Origin of the sequence: Corynebacterium sp. ACRPH (assembly GCF_022347285.1) — a bacterium.
GTDB lineage: Bacteria > Actinomycetota > Actinomycetes > Mycobacteriales > Mycobacteriaceae > Corynebacterium.
In genome coordinates this window covers 89,926-108,342 of sequence record NZ_JAKRND010000009.1, presented here as the reverse complement: position 1 = coordinate 108,342, position 18,417 = coordinate 89,926, and the positions used below count along the sequence as shown (strand labels likewise).

Annotated in this window: 16 protein-coding genes; 5 read left to right on the top strand and 11 right to left on the bottom strand. The window is 64.6% G+C overall.

The annotated features are described in order from the left end of the window. Positions 1-190: 190 nt before the first annotated feature. On the bottom strand, positions 191-601 hold the full coding sequence (locus tag MHX66_RS06560; RefSeq protein WP_239201363.1) for a DUF3040 domain-containing protein: 411 nt from the start codon (positions 599-601) through the stop codon (positions 191-193). A gap of 140 nt (positions 602-741) precedes the next feature. Further along, the gene (locus MHX66_RS06555; RefSeq protein WP_239201362.1) at positions 742-1,176 is read right to left on the bottom strand and encodes an SAV_6107 family HEPN domain-containing protein; all 435 of its coding nucleotides are present in this window, start codon (positions 1,174-1,176) and stop codon (positions 742-744) included. Positions 1,177-1,365: 189 nt separating this feature from the next. On the opposite strand from MHX66_RS06555, the gene MHX66_RS06550 reads away from it, so the two are divergent. Continuing rightward, positions 1,366-1,998, top strand: coding sequence for an N-acetyltransferase (locus MHX66_RS06550; RefSeq protein WP_239201359.1), 633 nt, complete (start codon positions 1,366-1,368; stop codon positions 1,996-1,998). A 32-nt stretch (positions 1,999-2,030) separates the two neighbouring features. Here MHX66_RS06550 and metF read toward each other — a convergent pair whose 3' ends face one another. Continuing rightward, positions 2,031-2,999 (bottom strand): methylenetetrahydrofolate reductase [NAD(P)H], encoded by a 969-nt coding sequence (metF, locus tag MHX66_RS06545; protein WP_239201356.1) that lies wholly within the window; start codon positions 2,997-2,999, stop codon positions 2,031-2,033. A 186-nt stretch (positions 3,000-3,185) separates the two neighbouring features. Between metF and MHX66_RS06540 the strand changes: the two genes are divergently transcribed. The 3 genes from MHX66_RS06540 to MHX66_RS06530 are packed head-to-tail and all read left to right on the top strand — an operon-like array spanning position 3,186 to position 7,750. Then, positions 3,186-4,316, top strand: a complete 1,131-nt coding sequence (locus MHX66_RS06540) for a polyprenyl synthetase family protein (protein ID WP_239201355.1) — start codon at positions 3,186-3,188, stop codon at positions 4,314-4,316. Next, positions 4,317-6,083, top strand: coding sequence for a phytoene desaturase family protein (gene crtI, locus MHX66_RS06535; protein ID WP_239201354.1), 1,767 nt, complete (start codon positions 4,317-4,319; stop codon positions 6,081-6,083). Next, entirely contained in the window at positions 6,080-7,750 is a 1,671-nt protein-coding gene (locus MHX66_RS06530) for an alpha-(1->6)-mannopyranosyltransferase A (protein WP_239201353.1), read from the top strand. The genes crtI and MHX66_RS06530 overlap by 4 nt, the downstream gene beginning before the upstream one ends. Here MHX66_RS06530 and MHX66_RS06525 read toward each other — a convergent pair. Beyond that, positions 7,650-8,000, bottom strand: coding sequence for an Rv2175c family DNA-binding protein (locus MHX66_RS06525; RefSeq protein WP_239201369.1), 351 nt, complete (start codon positions 7,998-8,000; stop codon positions 7,650-7,652). The two genes, MHX66_RS06530 and MHX66_RS06525, sit on opposite strands and share 101 nt — an antisense overlap. A 294-nt stretch (positions 8,001-8,294) precedes the next feature. Here MHX66_RS06525 and MHX66_RS06520 point away from each other — a divergent pair, with 294 nt between their 5' ends. Next, positions 8,295-10,637, top strand: coding sequence for a PASTA domain-containing protein (locus tag MHX66_RS06520; RefSeq protein ID WP_239201351.1), 2,343 nt, complete (start codon positions 8,295-8,297; stop codon positions 10,635-10,637). 89 nt (positions 10,638-10,726) lie between these two features. Here the strand turns inward: MHX66_RS06520 and MHX66_RS06515 are convergent, their stop codons facing one another. From MHX66_RS06515 to MHX66_RS06485, 7 genes are all read right to left on the bottom strand, one after another. Further along, positions 10,727-12,115 (bottom strand): class II 3-deoxy-7-phosphoheptulonate synthase, encoded by a 1,389-nt coding sequence (locus tag MHX66_RS06515; protein WP_035005483.1) that lies wholly within the window; start codon positions 12,113-12,115, stop codon positions 10,727-10,729. Positions 12,116-12,220: 105 nt separating this feature from the next. Continuing rightward, positions 12,221-12,733, bottom strand: coding sequence for a polyadenylate-specific 3'-exoribonuclease AS (locus MHX66_RS06510; RefSeq protein WP_239201349.1), 513 nt, complete (start codon positions 12,731-12,733; stop codon positions 12,221-12,223). 31 nt (positions 12,734-12,764) lie between these two features. Further along, positions 12,765-13,859, bottom strand: a complete 1,095-nt coding sequence (locus tag MHX66_RS06505; protein WP_239201347.1) for an acyltransferase family protein — start codon at positions 13,857-13,859, stop codon at positions 12,765-12,767. Between the two features lie 118 nt (positions 13,860-13,977). Continuing rightward, positions 13,978-14,706 (bottom strand): 1-acyl-sn-glycerol-3-phosphate acyltransferase, encoded by a 729-nt coding sequence (locus MHX66_RS06500; RefSeq protein ID WP_239201345.1) that lies wholly within the window; start codon positions 14,704-14,706, stop codon positions 13,978-13,980. Positions 14,707-14,738: 32 nt separating this feature from the next. Beyond that, positions 14,739-15,707: an ROK family protein gene (locus MHX66_RS06495; protein ID WP_239201342.1), complete on the bottom strand. Its 969-nt coding sequence runs from the start codon at positions 15,705-15,707 to the stop codon at positions 14,739-14,741. Positions 15,708-15,835: 128 nt separating this feature from the next. Beyond that, positions 15,836-17,038, bottom strand: coding sequence for a glycosyltransferase family 4 protein (locus MHX66_RS06490; RefSeq protein WP_239201340.1), 1,203 nt, complete (start codon positions 17,036-17,038; stop codon positions 15,836-15,838). Positions 17,039-17,079: 41 nt separating this feature from the next. Next, on the bottom strand, positions 17,080-18,282 hold the full coding sequence (locus MHX66_RS06485) for an NlpC/P60 family protein (protein ID WP_239201338.1): 1,203 nt from the start codon (positions 18,280-18,282) through the stop codon (positions 17,080-17,082). Between the last annotated feature and the right edge of the window lie 135 nt (positions 18,283-18,417).

Genomic DNA, 18,417 nt, shown 5'->3' with positions numbered 1-18,417 from the left:
TTCCGGTGGATTGAAGGAAAATCGGGCCCGAATAAGGTTTGGAACCTTATTCAAGCCCGGTTTACATAGTCTGATCAGCAGATATGCTGAAAAATCAGACACACTTTTTGTCACTTAACCCACAAAACCACCGTCCTCCATGCATGGAGGACGGTGGTTCCTGAAGTTAGATCTAACTAGCGGGCTTGACCTAGCGCTCGAAGCGGCGACGGAAGCTATCTTCCATCTTGTCGCCGATGCCACCGGAGTGGCCCGAGCCAGCCTTCTTCGCCACACCGGGCTTGCCGCTCTTGGAAGACTTGGAGCGCTTGATGGCCGCAGTCTCCGGATCATCGTTGGACTGGAATGCCAGAAGGCCGCCGCCAAACATGATCAGGAACCCGAGCACACTCAGCGCCACGAACCACAGCGAGAGCTGAGCCGCGGCAATGCCGCCAACCATCACCGCAAGGCCAAGGACAATGAGCGCAATCGAGCGGATGTTGAAGCTGATCGTCTGTTCGCCGCTACTGGAAGCCTGCTTTGCCAAGCGCGGATCCTCGGCGATCAACGCCCGTTCGATCTCCGCGAGCATCCTCTGCTCTTGCTCCGATAGAGCCATCGCGACCTCCCAAATGTTTGCGGCTATTCTTCCTAACGCTTAAGACGTAAAGAAAGTTTCCAGCCCGGGCGAGCTCCGCCCACTTCTCACCCATCCACCCTACATCAACCTGCGGTTTTCAAACAATGCCCGCTTTCGATCTAGGCAACCTCCGGCAGGTAGTTCACTACCCCGCGGGCAAGGTCCACCAGATCGCAAGCATCGCGATAGATCGTGCCACGCGCATTCTCGGGCAGCCCTCGATTAAGCCCCAACCCCGCCCTGCTTGCTACCCGTGCGTGTACTTCAAAAGTCTCTGCCCAATCCTCCAAGTCGGGGCGCAAAACCCGCAGCTTCACCCACGCACTCCCGGAAGGTCGACGCTTTCGCGTGGCCATCTCCCACTCAATCAAAGCACCCGCCGCCCGCAAGGCAGCTCGATAGGCATAGACGATCGCCTCGGGCTCACGTAGTTCCGATCGAGATAGCTCCAATTGGCGCTCCGCCTCGTCCAGGAACCCCCGCACCCCGCGACTGCGACTGTAACGAGCCCGCGCCCCCAGCTGCTTGGGTTGGGCCTGAATGTTCTCGTCCATCGTCTCGTCCCCTTATTCTCTTGGCCTATCGCTTTGTTGGCCTATCGTCTTGACCGTTAGGCCTCACCCTAGGAAGCGCCTCGGACATATCACCGAAAACAAGACTCAAAATAGAACATATGTTCTAATCGTCATCTTTCGCGCCAATCTTCCTCCATCGCCTCCCCCAGCAGTGGCACTATTGAAGCCATGCCCCAGGACACGCCCCGCACACCCCCCGCCGCCGATTCCCCCATGCGCGTGTCCGTGGTTCCCGCCACCAATCGCCACTTCATCACTCGGCTCGACGAGCTCATCGATATTCACCTTGCGGCCATGGACTATCCAAACGAGACGCACCCCCAGCGCAAGTCTCTGTGGTTTTACAACGGATCCCAACCGGACTTCACTTGCAGCATGGCACTCCTACATCGCGCGGAGGAACAGCCGGATCCGGGCAACGCCCGCCAGCGCTGCGTGGGCATCGGTTTTACCTTCCGTGGCTCCCCCAACACCTGGTGGTATCGCCAAGTCGCCCGCGGTCTAGTGCTTAACGGACACTCCCGTGCGGAGGCCACCCGGATACTGCACGCCTACGCCGAATTATCCGAAATACATGTACTCCCGCCGGCGCAAGGTGAGGGCGTCGGCACCACAATCCTGAACGACCTGCTAGAGCGAACACCTCAGAACACGGTGATGCTCTCCACGCCCGAGGTGGAAGGCGAGGCCAACGCGGCCTGGCAGCTTTATCGCAAGGCCGGGTTTACCGATGTGCTGCGGAATTTTAAGTTCCCGGCGGACCCCCGGCCGTTCGGAATTCTGCAACGCAAGCGCAGCTAACGGGCCACTCCTAGCGTCGAGTGCGCCTGTGGCTAGCGCACCATGTCGTGACCCAGCCCCGGCCCCCATGCCGGAGCCATGCCCAGGTTATGCAGGACCTCCTGGGTGGCGCGCACGTTATTCATCGTCATGAAGTGCAGGTCCGGAACTCCCTCGGCAATGAGACGCTCGGCCATCTCAGTGGTCACCTCGATGCCGACCTCGCGGATGGCGTCGCGGTTGGCGACCTCGTCCCCGGCTGCCGCATCCAGCAGGCGCTTCTCCAGCTTCGGTGGCAGAGCAGCACCCGCCAGCTCCATCTGGCGGCGCACACTCCGCAGAGAGGTAATCGGCATCAGCCCCGGGATGATCGGCTTCTGGCCGTGCTCCGGATCCGCCTTCGCCAGGCGATCGCGCAAGCGCAGGTAGTGGTCCACGTCGAAGAACATCTGCGTGATCGAGTACTGTGCTCCGGCGCGGAGCTTGACCAGAGTGTATTCCGTGTCCTGCTCCAAAGATCCCGTGCGGTAGTGGCCTTCCGGGAAGCTGGCGATGCCGATGTCGAAGTCGGCGCATTCGGGCATTTCGCGGATCATTTCGATCAGCTCACTGGCGTAGTTCAAACCACCGGGGGTGGGCACCCATTCGGCGTTTGGATCCCCCGGCGGGTCGCCGCGCAGCGCCAGCAGGTTCGTCAGCCCCAGCGAGGCATAGGTGCGCAGCATGTCTTGCAGCTCTTCCTTGGTGTGCTGCACCAGCGTCATGTGCACCAGGGTTGTCAGCGGCTTAGTACCTAGGCGCTCGGCGACACGCAGGGTGCGCTCGCGAGTGCTGCCGCCGGCGCCATAAGTTACCGAGGCGAAGCTCACACCGAGGTCGTGGAATGCCTCGGCTGCGTTCCACAGACGCTCTTCGGCCGCGTCATCGCGCGGCGGCATGAACTCCACGGAGAACGGAACGCGCCCGGGAGTGTAGAGCGAAAGGGACTGGGATACGGCAACCTGCCTGCGGATACTAGCCATACCCAAAGATCATATAGACAGAGCTGTCCATTTCAAGGCTTTGGTCTACATTTGGTATTTTCCCTGCGCGCAATCACCCCCGCGGCCTGTCCGTTCGCTGCCCCGTGCCACCCGCCCGCCACGGTGGCGTCATCCCAGCACTACCGTTGCTCGCACTTGTCGCGCGAGCCCTTAGAATAGAGAGCCATGAGTACCGATGAGCTGGCCGCGCACCCCTGGCGCCTCGATTCCCCACTGTCCGCAGTTCCGTCCGCCGTCGATGCCCAACTAAAGGAGTACCTGAGCCGCTCCCAAGAGGAGTTCTCCCACATCGGCTCCCTCGTCAGCGGTGCCATCACGGTGCTGCGCGACTTCATCGTCAATGGAGGCAAGCGCGTCCGCCCGACCTTCGCCTGGGCCGGCATCCGCGCGGCGCTCGAAGGCGGCGGCGGTTCATCGCCAGCTGCAGGCATCGACCAGGGCGCCATTCTGAACGCACTGTCTGCCTTCGAGTTCATCCAGGCCTGCGCCCTCATCCACGACGACATCATTGACCGCTCCGATACCCGGCGCGGCTTCCCCACCGCCCACCGCACCTTCGAATCGAAGCACAGCGAACGCGGCTGGCTGGGTTCCTCCGAGCACTACGGGGTCAGCCAGGCAATCCTCATCGGCGACCTCGCCTTCGCCTGGGCGGACGACCTGTACAACGGCTCGGGGCTGAGCACCACCGCGCTACAGCGGGCGCGCCCAGCCTGGCGGGCAATGCGCACCGAGGTGATCGCCGGTCAGATCCTGGACATCGCCCTGGAAGCCAACGGCAGCGAGGACGTCGCCGATTCCTTTGCCGTGATCAAGTACAAGACGGCCTCCTACACCGTCGCCCGCCCGCTGCACATCGGCGCCGCGCTGGCGGGCGCCAACGAACAGACTCAGACCATGCTCCGCACTGTGGGCCAGGACATCGGCGAGGCCTTCCAGCTGCGCGACGATCAGTTGGGAGTGTTCGGCGATCCGGAGGTCACCGGCAAGCCCTCCGGCGATGATCTGCGCACCGGCAAGCGCACCACCCTTATCAACGAGGCATTGCAGCGGGGCGACGAATCCCAGGTCGCAGCCCTACGCGAAGGGCTCGGCAAGGGCGCGCAGTCCGCGGAGGCGGACATCGAACGCCTCCGCGACATCATCTACGACACGGGCGCGCAGGCCGAGGTGGAAAAGCTGATCGAGGCGCGCACGCAGCGGGCCATCGACTCCCTGCAAGCTGGTGGTCTGGGCACCGACATCACCGCGGAGCTGACCCAGCTGGCGGAAGAACTAACGCACCGGAGGTTTTAAATGAAGCTATCCACCCGCTCTGCCGACGGTCGCCGTCACCTGAGCCTGCCCAGCCCCTTGGTACCCATGACGCGCCCCACGATGCGCAAGCGCCTGCCCGGCAACGGCGAGCGCGTAGTTGTGATCGGCGCCGGACTGGCCGGGCTTTCCGCCGCCCTGCGGTTGCGTTCCGCGGGGCGCGAGGTCACCGTCATCGAGGCCGCCAACGCCGTGGGTGGCCGTTGCCGTAGCGAGCAGCTGACCAGCGCACACGGGGACTTCGTGGCCGATACCGGCGCCACCGTGCTGACGATGCCCGGCCTGGTCGAATCCGCCGTGGCCTCCGTCGGCATCGACTTACGCTCCGAGGCCGCCGCCGAGCAGCTGGGTCTGGAGCGCCCGTGGGCTCCCCAGCGCCTGGCTCCGGCCTATCACGCGCAGTTTGCCAGCGGCCGCCACGCCGAGGTCTTCGCCGACCGCGATGCGATGGTGGCGGAGATCCGCCGCTTCGCGGATTCCAAGGGCCTGGACCGCGCCGCCACAGACGAGCTGGCCGCCGGTTATCTGACCCACCGGGAATGGTCGCAGAATGTCTTCAGCGCCAGCTTCGAGAACTTCCTAGCCGCCGACTTCGACGGTGCGCTGGATCTGCTGTCCACGCCCGCTGCGGCGTCCGACCTTGGCCACCTCGGCTCCCTCGGCGCCTTCGGCAGCCTCGGCAAGACCACAGCACGGCACATCCCCGACGCAGAACTCCAGCGGTTGTTTACCTTCCAGGCGCTCTACGCAGGTGTAGCGCCAAAGAACGCGCGCGCAGTCTACACCGTCATTTCACACATGGATACCTCCATGGGAGTGTTCTACCCGGACTTTTCCATGAGCGAGGTGCCGGAGGTCATGGCCGCGGCACTACGGGCCGCCGGCGGGCGCATCATCACTTCGGATGCGGTCGAGCACGTAGACTTCGCGGAGGACCTCATCACAGGCGTGCGCACCCGTTCCGGCGAGTACATTGAGTGCGATGCGGTCGTGGCCACCCCGGATCTGCCGGTGGTAGGCGAGCTGCTCACCCGTTCCGGCCGGGAAAGCGGGCTGGTTTCCCGCTCCTTCGCCCGCCGCGTGTGGCGCAAGGTCGCCCCACTGCGTTGGTCCCCCTCGGCGGTGGTGATCCACGGCAGCATTCCGACGGACGTTTCCCGCCGCTGGGAGTCGCAGCGCCACCACACCATCAGCTTCGGGGAGGCATGGGACGAAACCTTCCGCGAGATCACCGCCCCGCACGGTCGCGGCAGGCTGATGAGTGACCCATCATTGCTGCTTACTCGCCCGGCGCGATCTGTTGCTGACCGCACCTTCGGCGGTGTACTTGAGGGTGACGCCGTGTCTCCTCCGGCCAGCGCCTTTGAACCATTGAGCATCCTCGCCCCGGCTCCGAACCTCCGTTCGGCAGATATCGACTGGGAGAACGTCACGGACCCGTACGTCCAGGAACTTGTGGAGATGCTGGAGGCCCGCGGCTACACGGGTATTGCTGAGCACTTCCGCACCGCCCGGGTGGATACCCCGGCCTCGTGGCAGGCCGACCACGGTTTCGGCGCGGGCACCCCGTTCGCGTTGGCGCATTCCTTCACCCAGACTGGCCCGTTCCGGCCTCGAAATGCCCGCGCGTTCGGTGTGGACAACCTGGTGCTCGCCGGTTCCTCGACCACGCCGGGAGTGGGTGTGCCTACCGTCATCCTCTCCGGAGCGTTGGCTGCCCGCCGTATCACCGGCGGTGGTGTGTTGTGACGGCGGCTGCGGAGAGCTTTGCGGACCGGGTTCGCTACTGGCTGCAGTCGGTGGGCTACAGCCGCGCTATCTGGCTGGGGCTCGTCGGCAGCATCATTTTGACGATCACCTCCCACAGCGTCGGCGCCGTGCGCTCGCGCGGTGGCATCATGCAGGTCATCGGCCTAAGCTCCTTTACCTTCGGCCATGCCGCAGGCATGGTGACGGTTGTGATGTGGTTCGCCTTGGCGGCGATGGTGCTCAGTTGGATCATCGTCGGGCGGCATATCCTCGTGCACGGTGAGCCGCTGCGCCGCTCCGCCGTCGCCGCCTGGATCGGCCCCTTGGTGCTGGCCGGACCGCTGATGTCGCGGGATATTTACTCCTACCTGATGCAAGGCACCCTGGCCCGCGATGGCTTCAACGCCTACGAGGTCGGCGCGGCGGCCAACCCCGGCCCTCTGCTGTTCGAGGTCAGCGCCGACTGGCGCAACACCACCACGCCCTACGGCCCCCTGCACATGGGCGTGGGGCAGGCCATCACTTCCGTCACCGGCGATAACATCACCGCCGGCATCTTCGCCTTTAAGCTGCTCTCCATCGCATCCGTGCTGATGATGGCCTGGGCGGTGGCGAAGCTCGCTACACATCTGGGTATCCGGCCTGACGTTGCCGTCTGGCTGGGCGTGTTCAACCCCCTGAGCGTGCTGCACCTGGTGGGCGGTATGCACACCGAGAACATGATGATGGCGCTGGTACTTCTCGGCTGCCTGTGCGCGGTGAAGCTGCAGCCGGTTCCAGGCGGCCTGGCTGCATCGGCCCTGATTGGAGTGGCGGCAGCGCTGAAGGCCACGGCGTTTATCGCCCTGCCCTTCGTCGTCTGGATCATGGTTGCTCGACTGGCAGGCCCCCTGCCCTACTCCGCAGGCAAGGCTCGGTGGCTGCGCCTTGCCGATACGTGGCGCCGCTTCGGCACGCTGGTGTGGGCGGGTCTGCTCAGCGTGCTGGCGTGTGTAGGCGTACTGGCGCTCGTGACCGCCCTAACCAATCAGACGTGGGGCTGGGTCACAGAAGTTACCGGCAACTCCAAGGTCATTAACCCCCTGGCGCTGCCGTCCTTCCTCGCCTCCTCGTTGGAGCCCGTGCTGTCGCGTATCAATGACGACCTGACTTTCAACGTGCTGGTGGATGCGATCCGTCCGGTCAGCAGCGCCCTGATGCTCCTCGGTCTGGTCGCCAGCTGGTGGCTGTTCCGCCATGACGAGCGCACCGCGTTTACCGGCATGGCCGTCGCCTATGCGATCACCTGCGTGCTCAACACGGTGACGCTGCCTTGGTACTACACCGCGCCCCTAGCGCTGGTTGTGCTGGCCAGCCAATCGCGCATGGTCATCTACCTCACCAGCGTGTTCTGCATGTGGGTTACCTTCATGTTCGACGGCGGCGGAAACAATCGCTTGTACGCACTGTGGTGGGTGCTCGCCTTCGCGGCGATCTTCGCCTGGGTGGTCCAGGCCTGCCTGGAATTTCCGCCCCGCCGTCAGCAGCAGGGGCAGCAGGATAAGCAGGCGCAGCAGGCGCGGTGGGCTATAGAATTGCCATCGCCTGCGCCCGACGCATCACCTCGCGGGCAAGGTGGCCGTGCAGGGCATCCACCGGGCGCCCCGGCAGAGAGTCGTCCTCAGTAAAGAGGTAATCCAGGATCTCCGCGTCGGAGTAGCCGCCGTCGCTCAGCAGGGCGATCGCCCCGGGGACAAAGCGGTTCAGCTGCCCGTCCTCGTCCAAGAAGCGGGCCGGCACGTGCCGCACGCGGTCGATCTCGACTGCCAGCAGCTGCTTCTTGCCCAGAATGTCCATGACCTTGGTAACAACCAAGTTCATTCGCTCCGCGACTTCTGGTAGGGTCAGAACCTCTTCACCAGCGGGAACGCCGTTCACCGGCTCCGCGAGTACGCGCCCCTGCCCCTCCTGGCCAGGGCGTGCGCCAGAGCGTGCGGAGGTGCCGTGATCTTCTGCGTGCTTGTTTTCTTTACTCACGGTGGCCACTGTAGCGCGTGGGCGTCAATAAGAGTCAATAGGAAACGAGTAGGGCGCGCACCAGGCTAAACGTATAATGACACGAGTACCACTAGAATAATTGCGTAACACTGAGCACAACTACACACAAGAGCATCTCTTGTAAGCCCACCCATAGACCCTGATAACCGCTAGAAAACGAGGCTGAAAATAGACGTGAGCGAGCTACACCCCGGAGACCTGCTGGAGTGGCGCTACCGCATCGGCGCCCAGATCGCCCGCGGTGGCATGTCCACAGTCTATGCAGCTATCGATACGCGCCTGGACCGCGAAGTGGCGGTCAAGGTGATGGATCCGGCACTCGCCCGCGAACCTGCCTTCCGCACCCGCTTCGAGCGCGAGGCCCGCGCGGTGGCGAAGCTCAGCGACCCGTCGCTGGTGAACGTCTTCGACCAGGGCGTGGACGACGACTATGTCTTCCTGGTGATGGAGCTGGTCGAAGGCGGATCGCTCCGCGAACTACTAAAGGAGCGCGGCCCCATGCCGCCCCACGCCGCCATCGCAGTGATGCGGCCGGTGCTCACCGCGCTGTCGATCGCCCATGCCAAGGGCATGATCCACCGCGACATCAAGCCGGATAACGTGCTGATCAGCGACCGGAACCAGGTCAAGCTGGCCGACTTCGGACTGGTGCGTGCCATCAACAAGGCGATGGGCGACCCCACCAACGCCACCACCTCCGTCAACGGGCAGGTCATCGGCACCGTCGGCTACCTCTCCCCGGAGCAGGTGCGCGGGGAGAACCTGACTCAAGCCAGCGACGTGTACTCCGCCGGCATCCTGCTTTTTGAGCTGCTCACCGGACGCACGCCTTTCAAGGGCGGCACGCCCATCGAGACGGCCATGGCGCGCATCAACCGCCCCGTCCCCGCCCCCAGCACGCTGATGCCCGATATCCCGCCGGAGATCGACGAGCTGGTTCTGCGCGCCTGCCACCGCGACCCTACGCAGCGCTTCGTAGACGGCGCCGAGTTCCTAGAAGCCGTAGAGCAGGCCGCCGAGGACCTCGACGTCCCCGATTTCCAGGTGCCCGCCCCCACCGAGTCCGCCGTACGCAGCGCATTGGCGGGAACCGACTTCGGCGAGCGCACCCCGTGGGACGACGAATCTATGTCCACCCGCGCGGTCGTCCTGCCCCAGGAGGATCGCGCTCGGCCGGGGACGCACCACACCGCCGTCACGCAATTCCAGCCGGAAGGCCGACCGGGGTACGCGGAGCGGCCGGGCGAACCGGGCGAGGGGGTGCTCCCCCACAATGCCAACGCCCCGCACACCAACCCGACGCGCATGCAACACCAGCCGCACGCGCCGTATGCACAGCACGGCCCTGCGTCACATAACCCTGTGCCACATAACCCGGCACCGCACGCGCAAAACCGTCACGCACCGCACCGCCCGGGGCCAGCACGGCGGGCGCCGAAGCTCAGCAACAAGTCCCCGGTGGCGACGGTCTTCTGGATCGTCCTCCTCATCGCCCTGGTCATTGGCATGGTGCTGGGCGGATGGTGGTTCACCACGGGCCGCTACGGCGAAATCCCGACCGTAATAGGCATGGATAAAGCCACAGCTCAGGCCACTGTCGAGGAAGCTGGTTTCAGCTCCACCCTGGACGAGCGCTACGACAATAAGTCGGAGAAGAACACCGTCATGGGCACCGATCCCGCCAAGGGGCAGAAGGCCGTGCGGGGTTCCGAAGTCGCGGTACTGCTTTCCCTGGGCAAGCCAACGGTCCCGGATCCGGGCACCAACTCGAGCCTGCAGTACTACACGAACAAGCTCACCGACCGCACGCTCAAGGTGAAGAAGGGCGATGACGTCTACTCCGACGAGATCGCAAAAGGCCACGTCGCAGAGGTTCAACCCGCCGCTGGAACCGAAGTAAACACCGGTTCCACCGTCGAGGTGCGCATGAGCAAGGGCAAGCGCCCCGTCACCGTGCCGGGCGTGAAAGGCCAGGACAGCGAGCGGGCGAAGAAGACCCTGGAGAAGGCTGGCTTGCAGGTCGCCGAGGAAACCGAGGAGTTCAACAAGGACATCCCCGCCGGCCAGGCCATCCGCACCGACCCGAAGGAGGGCGCGGAGGTCGAGTCCGGATCGGAGGTGACTCTGGTGCTCTCGAACGCAATCGAGGTGCCGGACGTGCAGGGTCTTTCTATTGATGACGCCCGTAAGGCTCTGCGGGAGGCCGGCCTCAACCCGGTCGATGGCGCCCCCGTGGAGGACTCTTCCGAGGATTCCGGCGACGTAGCAGAGCAATCGCCTGGTGCGGGTGAACTGGTGGACCCGTCGAAGAACACAGATGTGGAGATCCGCGAGTCAACGTCCCAGCGCGTGCCCTGGGTTTTGGGGCTCACTGGGGAAAGGGCTCGGGAGAAGCTGGAAGACGCGGGCTTCGAGGTGGAGATCAAGGGGGATCCCAACGGCTTGGTTCTGGGTCAATCCCCCGGCCCCAGCGCTCGTAGCCACCGCGGTGCCGTGGTCACGCTGACCACGGTCTAAAAGCTCGCGCGCAGCCGGCGCTTGCACGCCAGCTGGGCGCTGGCTTGGGCGCGCCCAGGGCTGATACCGGCGCCCGGGCGCTTAGCGCTTTAGTTGCGCAGCATCTCCGCGACCAGGAACGCCAGCTCCAGCGACTGCTGGGTGTTCAGGCGCGGGTCCACGGTGGTGGCGTAACGCTCCGGCAGGTCCAGGTCCGTGATGGACTGGCCGCCGCCGACAACCTCGGTAACGTCTTCGCCGGTCAGCTCCACGTGGATGCCGCCCGGGTGCGAACCGATCTTGCGGTGCACCTCGAAGAAGCCCTGAACCTCGTCGATGATGCGATCGAAGTCGCGGGTCTTGTAGCCGTTGTTGGAGGTGTAGGTGTTGCCGTGCATCGGGTCGCACTGCCAGATGACCTTGTGGCCGGTGGCCTCCACTGCCTCGACGATGGGCGGCAGGGCCGTGCGGATCTTGTCGTAGCCCATGCGGGTGATCAGCGTCAGGCGGCCCGGAGTGTTGTTCGGGTCCAGCTGGCGGACGTAGCCGACAGCCTCCTCCGGGGTGGTCGTCGGGCCGATCTTCACGCCCACCGGGTTGGCGATCAGGGACGCGAAGCGGATGTGCGCGTCGTCCAGGCCGCGGGTGCGCTCGCCGATCCACACCTGGTGCGCGGACAGGTTGTACAGCGCGTCGTTGCCCTCTTCGTCGTGGGCCAGGCGCAGCATTGCGCGCTCGTAATCCAGAACCAGAGCCTCGTGGGAGGCGAAGATGTCCGCGGAGCGCAGGCTCTCGGAGGTCACACCGCAAGCGGACATGAACTCCAGGCCGCGATCGATCTCGGTGGCCAGGGCCTCGTAGCGGGCACCCGCCGGGGAGTTCGTCACGAACTCGCGGTTCCACTCGTGCAGCTTGTACAGGTCGGCGGTGCCGGAGTTAGTCAGCGCGCGCACCAGGTTCATCGCCGCGGAGGAGTTTGCGTAGGCGCGCACCATGCGGGATGGGTCGTGGGCGCGGGCTTCCTCGGTGGCCTCCACGCCGTTGACCAGGTCACCGCGGTAGTTCAGCAAACCGTTGGAGTCGCGGTCCGCGGAGCGCGGCTTCGCGTACTGGCCGGCGATGCGGCCCATCTTCACCACGGGGGTGGAGGCGCCGTAGGTCAGCACGACTGCCATCTGCAGCAGGGTCTTAACGTTGCCGCGCAGGTGCGGCTCGGTGTTCGTCTCGAAGGTTTCGGCGCAGTCGCCGCCCTGCAGCAGGAAAGCCTTGCCCAAGGCCACGTCTGCCAGCTGCTTCTTCAGCTTCTTAACTTCCGGGGCCACCACGATCGGCGGCACGGATTCCAGGATCTTGCGCACGCGGCCCGCGTGGTCCGGATCCCAGCTGGGCTGCTGCTTCGCGTCGCGGGACAGCGCGTCTTCTAATTTCTCCGCCATGTCCGCTGGCAGCGGCGGCAGATCGGGGAGTTCATCTAACGGTGCATCAATAGTCCAAGCCATAGGCAGATCATACTGTATGTGGCCTGTTTCATTGCCATTTAGATCCCTTTCAGCTGCGCGGGGCGCCACGGCTGCGGCCCTTGCGCTGAAGCCCCGGCGGGGCGATTAGGACTGCAGGGCCTCCATGGACAGGCGGTACTTCACCACGTTGAAGCGGGCGTCCGCCAGCGCGTCGTGGGCATTGCTCGGGCTCTCGGGTAGCCGCGGGCGGCCGGCCATCTCCCACAGCTGCTTGAGCTCGTGGGTGAAGCGCGGTAGGTCGGAGGGCAGGCCCGTCATATCGCCCCACAGTTGCGCCAGGGCCACGTGATCGTAGGCGCCCACCCAGGCCCAGAGCTCAGGCCGGTCGCTAGGCTTACCGCGACCGCGGGTGGTGCGCTCGGGAACCAGGAACTCATGCAGTTTGGTGCGCAGCGTCGCGCGATCCATCCACGCCTTGTCTGAGCGCGGGGGCAGCAGCGGCAGCACGTTCTTCTTCACCCACTGCCCTGCCCGGTGCTCGTTGAATTCGGTAGAGACCGCGTAGAACTCGCGGCCGTCCTCAGCCACCACGCCGATGGAGATCAGGTCGATCGTGGAGCCGTCTTCGATGAATTCTGTGTCGTAGAAGTAGCGCACGATTATCCAGTTTAGATCCCTTTGGGTCGCGCTAGGCCGAAGGGGCTCGCTCGCCGCCTGCGGGTGCGCTGTTGCGAGATTGTTGCTGCTCTTCTTGTGGACGCCGCAGTGCCGGCGGGAACAGCACCCAGCCCAGGTAGGGAGTCTTCCCGATCGCATAGCCGACTGCGGAGGCCACCACGCAAGCGCCGATGCCCCACCACAGCTGACCTGCCATGGTGCCCAGGAAGGAGAGCGTTTCCGGGTGTGCCGTGGCCAAGGACCCGGCAATCCCGCCCAGAAGATACAGGCCCAAGGGGTGGAAGACGTAGACCTGCAAGGTGTTGCGGCCGACGAACAGGAACAGGCGGTTTACATGCGGAATCGCGCAGATCCAAACGGAAACGACGATGGCAAACGGCACAGCAGCCAAGGAGCGCACCAGGTCCGTTCCCAGGGTTATAGCCGCAACAGTGGGCGTCCAATCACTAAAAAGTGTCTTAGATAAAGTGCGCATCACGTACTCGGTGCCGAAGAACAACACCGCGCTGCCGATTACCACCCAGGGGCGGAAGGCCTCGCGGGCTAGGCGGAAGAAGAAGTCGCGGTAGTGCAGGCCGATGAAGAACATCGGGGCGTACGTCAGCACGTGGCGGAAGAAAATGTCCTCGCCGCCGCCGAGGAAGGCTCCGACGACCAGCGGGATGCAGGAAACCAGGGTCGCCAGCCACGGCGGCTGCTTGCGCAGCATCCAGGCGAAGATGTTGTAGAGCATCAGGGCGTAGAGGAACCAGAGCCCCACGTTGCCCAGCACCATGGCTTTACCCAAGCCGAGCCAGGAGACATTGCCGTCGATCCGCATGCGCGTCAGCGCGTGGAACGGGTTGAAGACCAGGTAGGGCACCAGCAGGAACCACAATCGGCGGTACCACAGGTCAGCGAAGGAACGTTCTAGAATGCGGTGTGCAAAAAGCCCCGACACCAGGAAGAACAGTGGCATCCGCAGTGGGTCGAGGAAACTAGAGAAATGGCCGAGTCCCGTGTCCTGGCCACCGGGAACACCGGTGACGACGTGCATGATGCACACGCCAATGATGGACAAACCCTTGGCTGCATCAGCCCATTCGACTCTCGCTTTAGTTGCCATAATTCTTATAACAGAATCAGGTTCACACGCGTGAAGTCAAACCAATGAGGGGACGCAAATGCCTGGTGAAAGTCCTACCGAGTAGCTACCAAGAAGCTACCTAGTAGCTATTGAATAGCTAGCTGCGCGGCTCGGAGCCCGGCGGGTAACCCTTGCCAGCCTCGAGGGATTTCTTCACGTCAGCAGCGTAGAAGTCCTTTACATACTCCTGGCCGGACAGTTCGTGGAGGGCCTCCATAATCGCGTCGGTCAGAGCCCTGGCCTGCGCGTAGTCGTCGCCGGCATCGCGGAAATCATCCGGATCGATCGGGTCGCCGACGTACACCCCACAGCGGGCGGGGCGCGGGATCCAGGTGCCGATCGGGTTGGCCTTGTTCGTGTTGATCATGGCCACCGGGTAGACCTTCTGGCCGGATTCCAGGGCGATGCGGGCCAGGCCGGTCTTGCCGCGGTATAGGCGCCCGTCCGGGGAGCGGGTGCCCTCCGGGTACATTCCCAGCAGATCCCCGCGCTCCAGTACCTTCAGGGCGGTGCCCATGGCGGCGTTTTGGGATTCCTTATCCTCGCGGTCGATCGGCACCTGGCCGACGGAGCTGAAGAAGAACTTCTGGATGCCACCGACCAGGCCCGGGGTGGTGAAGTATTCCTTCTTAGCCAGGAAGGTCAGCTGGCGCTTGGATACCAGTGGCAGGTAGAACGAGTCCATCACCGCCAGGTGGTTGGAGGCCAGGATGCCCGCCCCCTCCTTCGGCAGCTTCTCCAACCCCTTGGTGAAGGGGCGGTTGTACACGCGCAGCCACGGGCCAATGAGGATGTACTTGAAAAACCAATACGCCTTGTTCTGCATGTTCTAAAACTTACCGTCCCTTGGTGGCTTCCCTATTCAGCGCCACGCTCAAGCTGCTTGCGCGCCAGCAGCGCCACGCCGATCATACCGGCATCGCCACCCAGCTGTGCGGTTTTCACCTCTGCTACCGGGCGGTGGCCTGCACCGACGATGCTGTAGTTCATCATCGATTCCGCCTGGTCCAGGAACAGGTCCGCGTCGGAGCTGACTCCCCCGCCGATCACGATCAGCTCCGGATCCAGCACGTCCTGCACAAGGGACAGGCCGCGCCCCAGCCACAGCCCCATGTCCTCGATGGCGGCGCGGGCCAGCGGATCGCCCTCCCGGGCCAGGCGCACGATCGCCCGGCCGGAGATCTCCTCCGGGTGCTGGACGTACTCGCGGGTGATGGCCGAATCCGGGTAGCGGCCGGTTGCAATCAGGTCCTGCGCCGTCAGCGCCAGCGCCGAGCCAGAGCAGTAGCGCTCCAGGCAGCCCTGCTTGCCGCAGGGGCACGCCCGCCCGCCGGGCATGACGGTCAGGTGCCCAAACTCCGGGGCGGTGCCGAAAGCTCCGCGGTAGATCTCCCCGTCCACCATCACGGCACCACCGATGCCGGTGCCCAGTGCGAACAGGACCCACGTCCCCGCGTTCTGCGCGGCCCCCAGGTAGTACTCCCCCAGCGCGGCCGAGTTTGCGTCGTGCTCCAGCTCCACCGGCAGCCCTAGCTTCGCGCTCAGCCGTTCGGTCACTTTCGCGTTGCGCCACGGCAGGTGCGGGGCGAAGCGCACCGTATCGCGCTGGGAGTTAATAAACCCCGCCACGGCCAGGCCCACCGCCACAATGCCCTCGTTGCGGCGTTGCAGGCAGCCGATGGCGTGCGCCAGCGCGGTTTCCAGCGCGTACACGCTAGAGGGTGTGGGCAGCTTCTCGATGTCCAGGATCTGCCCGTCCGCGTCCACTACGGCGGCGCGCAGGTTCGTGCCACCGATGTCCACGCCCACGGTTAGGGTCCCAGTCACTAGGCGTTCCACCCTCTCCACTTCGTCTGTGCTTGTCTGTACTCTTCTGTGCCGATTAACCCCCTCATTCTAGCCAGCCGGGCAGCGCATAGAAATTCTGCCGCTACCTTCCCCCGGCCAGCCGGGTCTCAGGCGAAGCTGTGGTGCGGCGGAATGCCGCCGGTTCCGGCCATCACCGCACGGCACTGGTGGCCGAGGACTTCCCAGGTCCACTTCCCCGTCACGTACTCCCTCGCTGCGTTCGATAGCCGCTGGCGCGTGGGGGCGTCACCAAGCAAAGAAGAGATACACCCCACAACGTCATCGAGGTCCCGTGAGTCCACGACCAGCCCGGTCTCCCCATCGATCACCGTCTCAGGCGCGCCGCCGCCATTGCCCGCGACAGTGGCCACTCCGGCGGCCTGCGCCTCCAGGAACACGATGCCGAGGCCTTCCACCGACAGCCCGCCCAGCTGCGTGCGCACCGGCAGCGCAAACACATCGCCGGCCACGAAATGCCCCGGTAGCTCCTCTACATCGACGGCGCCGGTAAAAGTTGTGTTCTTTATGACGCCCAGCCGACGCGCCAGTTTCTCCAACTTCCCGCGGTACGTACCGGGTCCGACGATCAGCAGGTGCGCATCCGGGTGCTCGCGCAGGACGGCGGGCATGGCTCTGACCAGCGTGTCCTGGCCCTTGCGCGGGACCAGGCGGGAAACGGCGACGATGACCTTCTTGTCCCCCAGGCCATAGCGGGCGCGCAGGGTTTCCCGCATGGCTGGGTCCGGGCGGAAAAGGTCGGTGTTCACCCCGCCGGGCATGGGTTCCCAGGCGACGGTGGGGCCAAACGCGGCGGCCATGCGGTTGCGCGCGTAGTGGGAAACGTAGGTCAGGCAGTCCACGGTGTTGCCGATGCGCCGTAGCACCTGGCGGGAGCCGGGGAACATGGACCAGCCGACCTCGTGGCCGTGCGTGGAGGCGACCACGCGGCGAGCTCCCGCTGCACGTGCGGCCTTGGCCATCAGCGCCAGCGGTGCGGCGGCGCCGAACCAGACGGTGTGGATGTTGTGCTCGCGGATCAGCTGCTGCATCTTCCGTGCGGTGGCTGGGGTGGGCAGCATCACGCTGCGCGGCCAGCGAACCACCCGGTAGGACTGTTGCGCGTCGAAGGCGCGGGCATCCTCCGTGTTCTGCGTGGAGGCGAAGACAACGACGTTCTCCGGGTTCAGCGTGGAGAGGTAGTCGCGCACGTAGGTCTGAATCCCGCCGAGGGTCGGCGGGAAGTCGTTAGTTACGACGAGGACGCGCGGGTGGCTCTGCCGGTTTTCTTGGGGCTGGTCTTCCTTGGCCATACGCAAGGATGCTACCGCACGCGCCGTTACAGGCAGGTGCCTTAGTAGCGCGCCGCGCCCTGGATCGGCATGGAGTCCACCGGAACGACCTGGACGGGGATGCCGTAGTCGGAGGCGTGGACGATCTTGCCGTCGCCAATGTACATGCCGACGTGGGTCACGCCCGGGTAGTAGCCGACGATGTCGCCCGGCTGCAGGTCGTTGATGGAGACCGACTGGCCGCCGGCGATCTGGGCGGAGGAGGTACGCGGAATGGACTTGCCCTCCTGCTGGTAAGCCCAGAACATCAGGCCGGAGCAGTCAAAGGCATCCGGGCCGGTGGCGCCCCAGGAGTATGGCGCGCCCAGCTTGGACAACGCTGCGGCAACCACGCCGGTGGCGTTCACCGGACCGTCGGAGCCGGCCTTCTTCTTCAGGTCGCCGAGGAACTGCTCGACGTCCACGTCGATCGGGCCATTGCGGTCGACCCAGCGGCGACGATCCTCCGGGCTCAAGCCGTCCACGGCCTTCATGACCTTGTCCTTCAGCGCATCCAGCTGATCGTTGCGCTCTTCCAGGTCCTTCTTTCGGTCGTTCAGAGTGCGCAGCTGGAAGTCGGCGGTGGCCTTGGAACGGCTGGCCTTGTTCTTCTCGCTGACGGCTTCCTTGAGCTGTTGGCTCAGTGCGGTAACGGTCTCTGCACGCTTGTCGCCGATGGATGCCAGGTAGGAGGAACGCTCAACGGCTGCCTGCGGGCCCTGCGAGCCAACAAAGGCGGAGACGGGATCCACGGTTGCGCCACGGTACATGGCCTTGGACACGCCGGAGACGTTCTTGCGGGAAGCCTCGACGTCGATATTGAGCTTGTCGGCCTTCTTCTGCGCGTCTTCGGCGGACTTGTTGGCCTTGTCCAAGTTCCCTTGCGCCTGGTCGATGTCGATCTTCAGCTGTTCAACCTCGTCGGAGGTCTCGGAGGCGAAGCCGGAGATCTTGTCCACGTGAGCCAGCAGGCCGTCTACGTCCTTAGGGATCGGCGCGTCCAGCAGGCGGTGGATCTCGTCGGCGCGCTTCTGCTCGGCCTTCTTGTCGTCCTTCTTCTCTTCGTGCTGCTGCGGGTTGCCCTGCTGCTGATCCTGCTGCGGATCCGCCGCGGCCTGCGGAAGGGAGGCGCCAACGGCGAGGGTTAGCAAAGCCGCGGTGGCGGTCTTGGCGACGGTGCGGGTGCCGAAGCGGCGATCACGGGAAGAGGAAGACAACACGTTCACGACTGGACTTTCTTTAATTCTCACTGAATCCGGGCCGCCGAACGGCCAGGTAACGTTTATCAACGTTTGATAACGATAGATATTCTGCCACAACAAAGGGCAAAAGTGGGACTGGCCTCAACCGAGTTCCAGCCC

Coding starts and splice junctions, on each gene's coding strand:
- MHX66_RS06560 (WP_239201363.1), bottom strand. CDS start 601: ATGGCTCTATCGGAGCAAGAGCAGAGGATGCTCGCGGAGATCGAACGG.
- MHX66_RS06555 (WP_239201362.1), bottom strand. CDS start 1,176: ATGGACGAGAACATTCAGGCCCAACCCAAGCAGCTGGGGGCGCGGGCT.
- MHX66_RS06550 (WP_239201359.1), top strand. CDS start 1,366: ATGCCCCAGGACACGCCCCGCACACCCCCCGCCGCCGATTCCCCCATG.
- metF (WP_239201356.1), bottom strand. CDS start 2,999: ATGGCTAGTATCCGCAGGCAGGTTGCCGTATCCCAGTCCCTTTCGCTC.
- MHX66_RS06540 (WP_239201355.1), top strand. CDS start 3,186: ATGAGTACCGATGAGCTGGCCGCGCACCCCTGGCGCCTCGATTCCCCA.
- crtI (WP_239201354.1), top strand. CDS start 4,317: ATGAAGCTATCCACCCGCTCTGCCGACGGTCGCCGTCACCTGAGCCTG.
- MHX66_RS06515 (WP_035005483.1), bottom strand. CDS start 12,115: ATGGCTTGGACTATTGATGCACCGTTAGATGAACTCCCCGATCTGCCG.
- MHX66_RS06505 (WP_239201347.1), bottom strand. CDS start 13,859: ATGGCAACTAAAGCGAGAGTCGAATGGGCTGATGCAGCCAAGGGTTTG.
- MHX66_RS06500 (WP_239201345.1), bottom strand. CDS start 14,706: ATGCAGAACAAGGCGTATTGGTTTTTCAAGTACATCCTCATTGGCCCG.
- MHX66_RS06490 (WP_239201340.1), bottom strand. CDS start 17,038: ATGGCCAAGGAAGACCAGCCCCAAGAAAACCGGCAGAGCCACCCGCGC.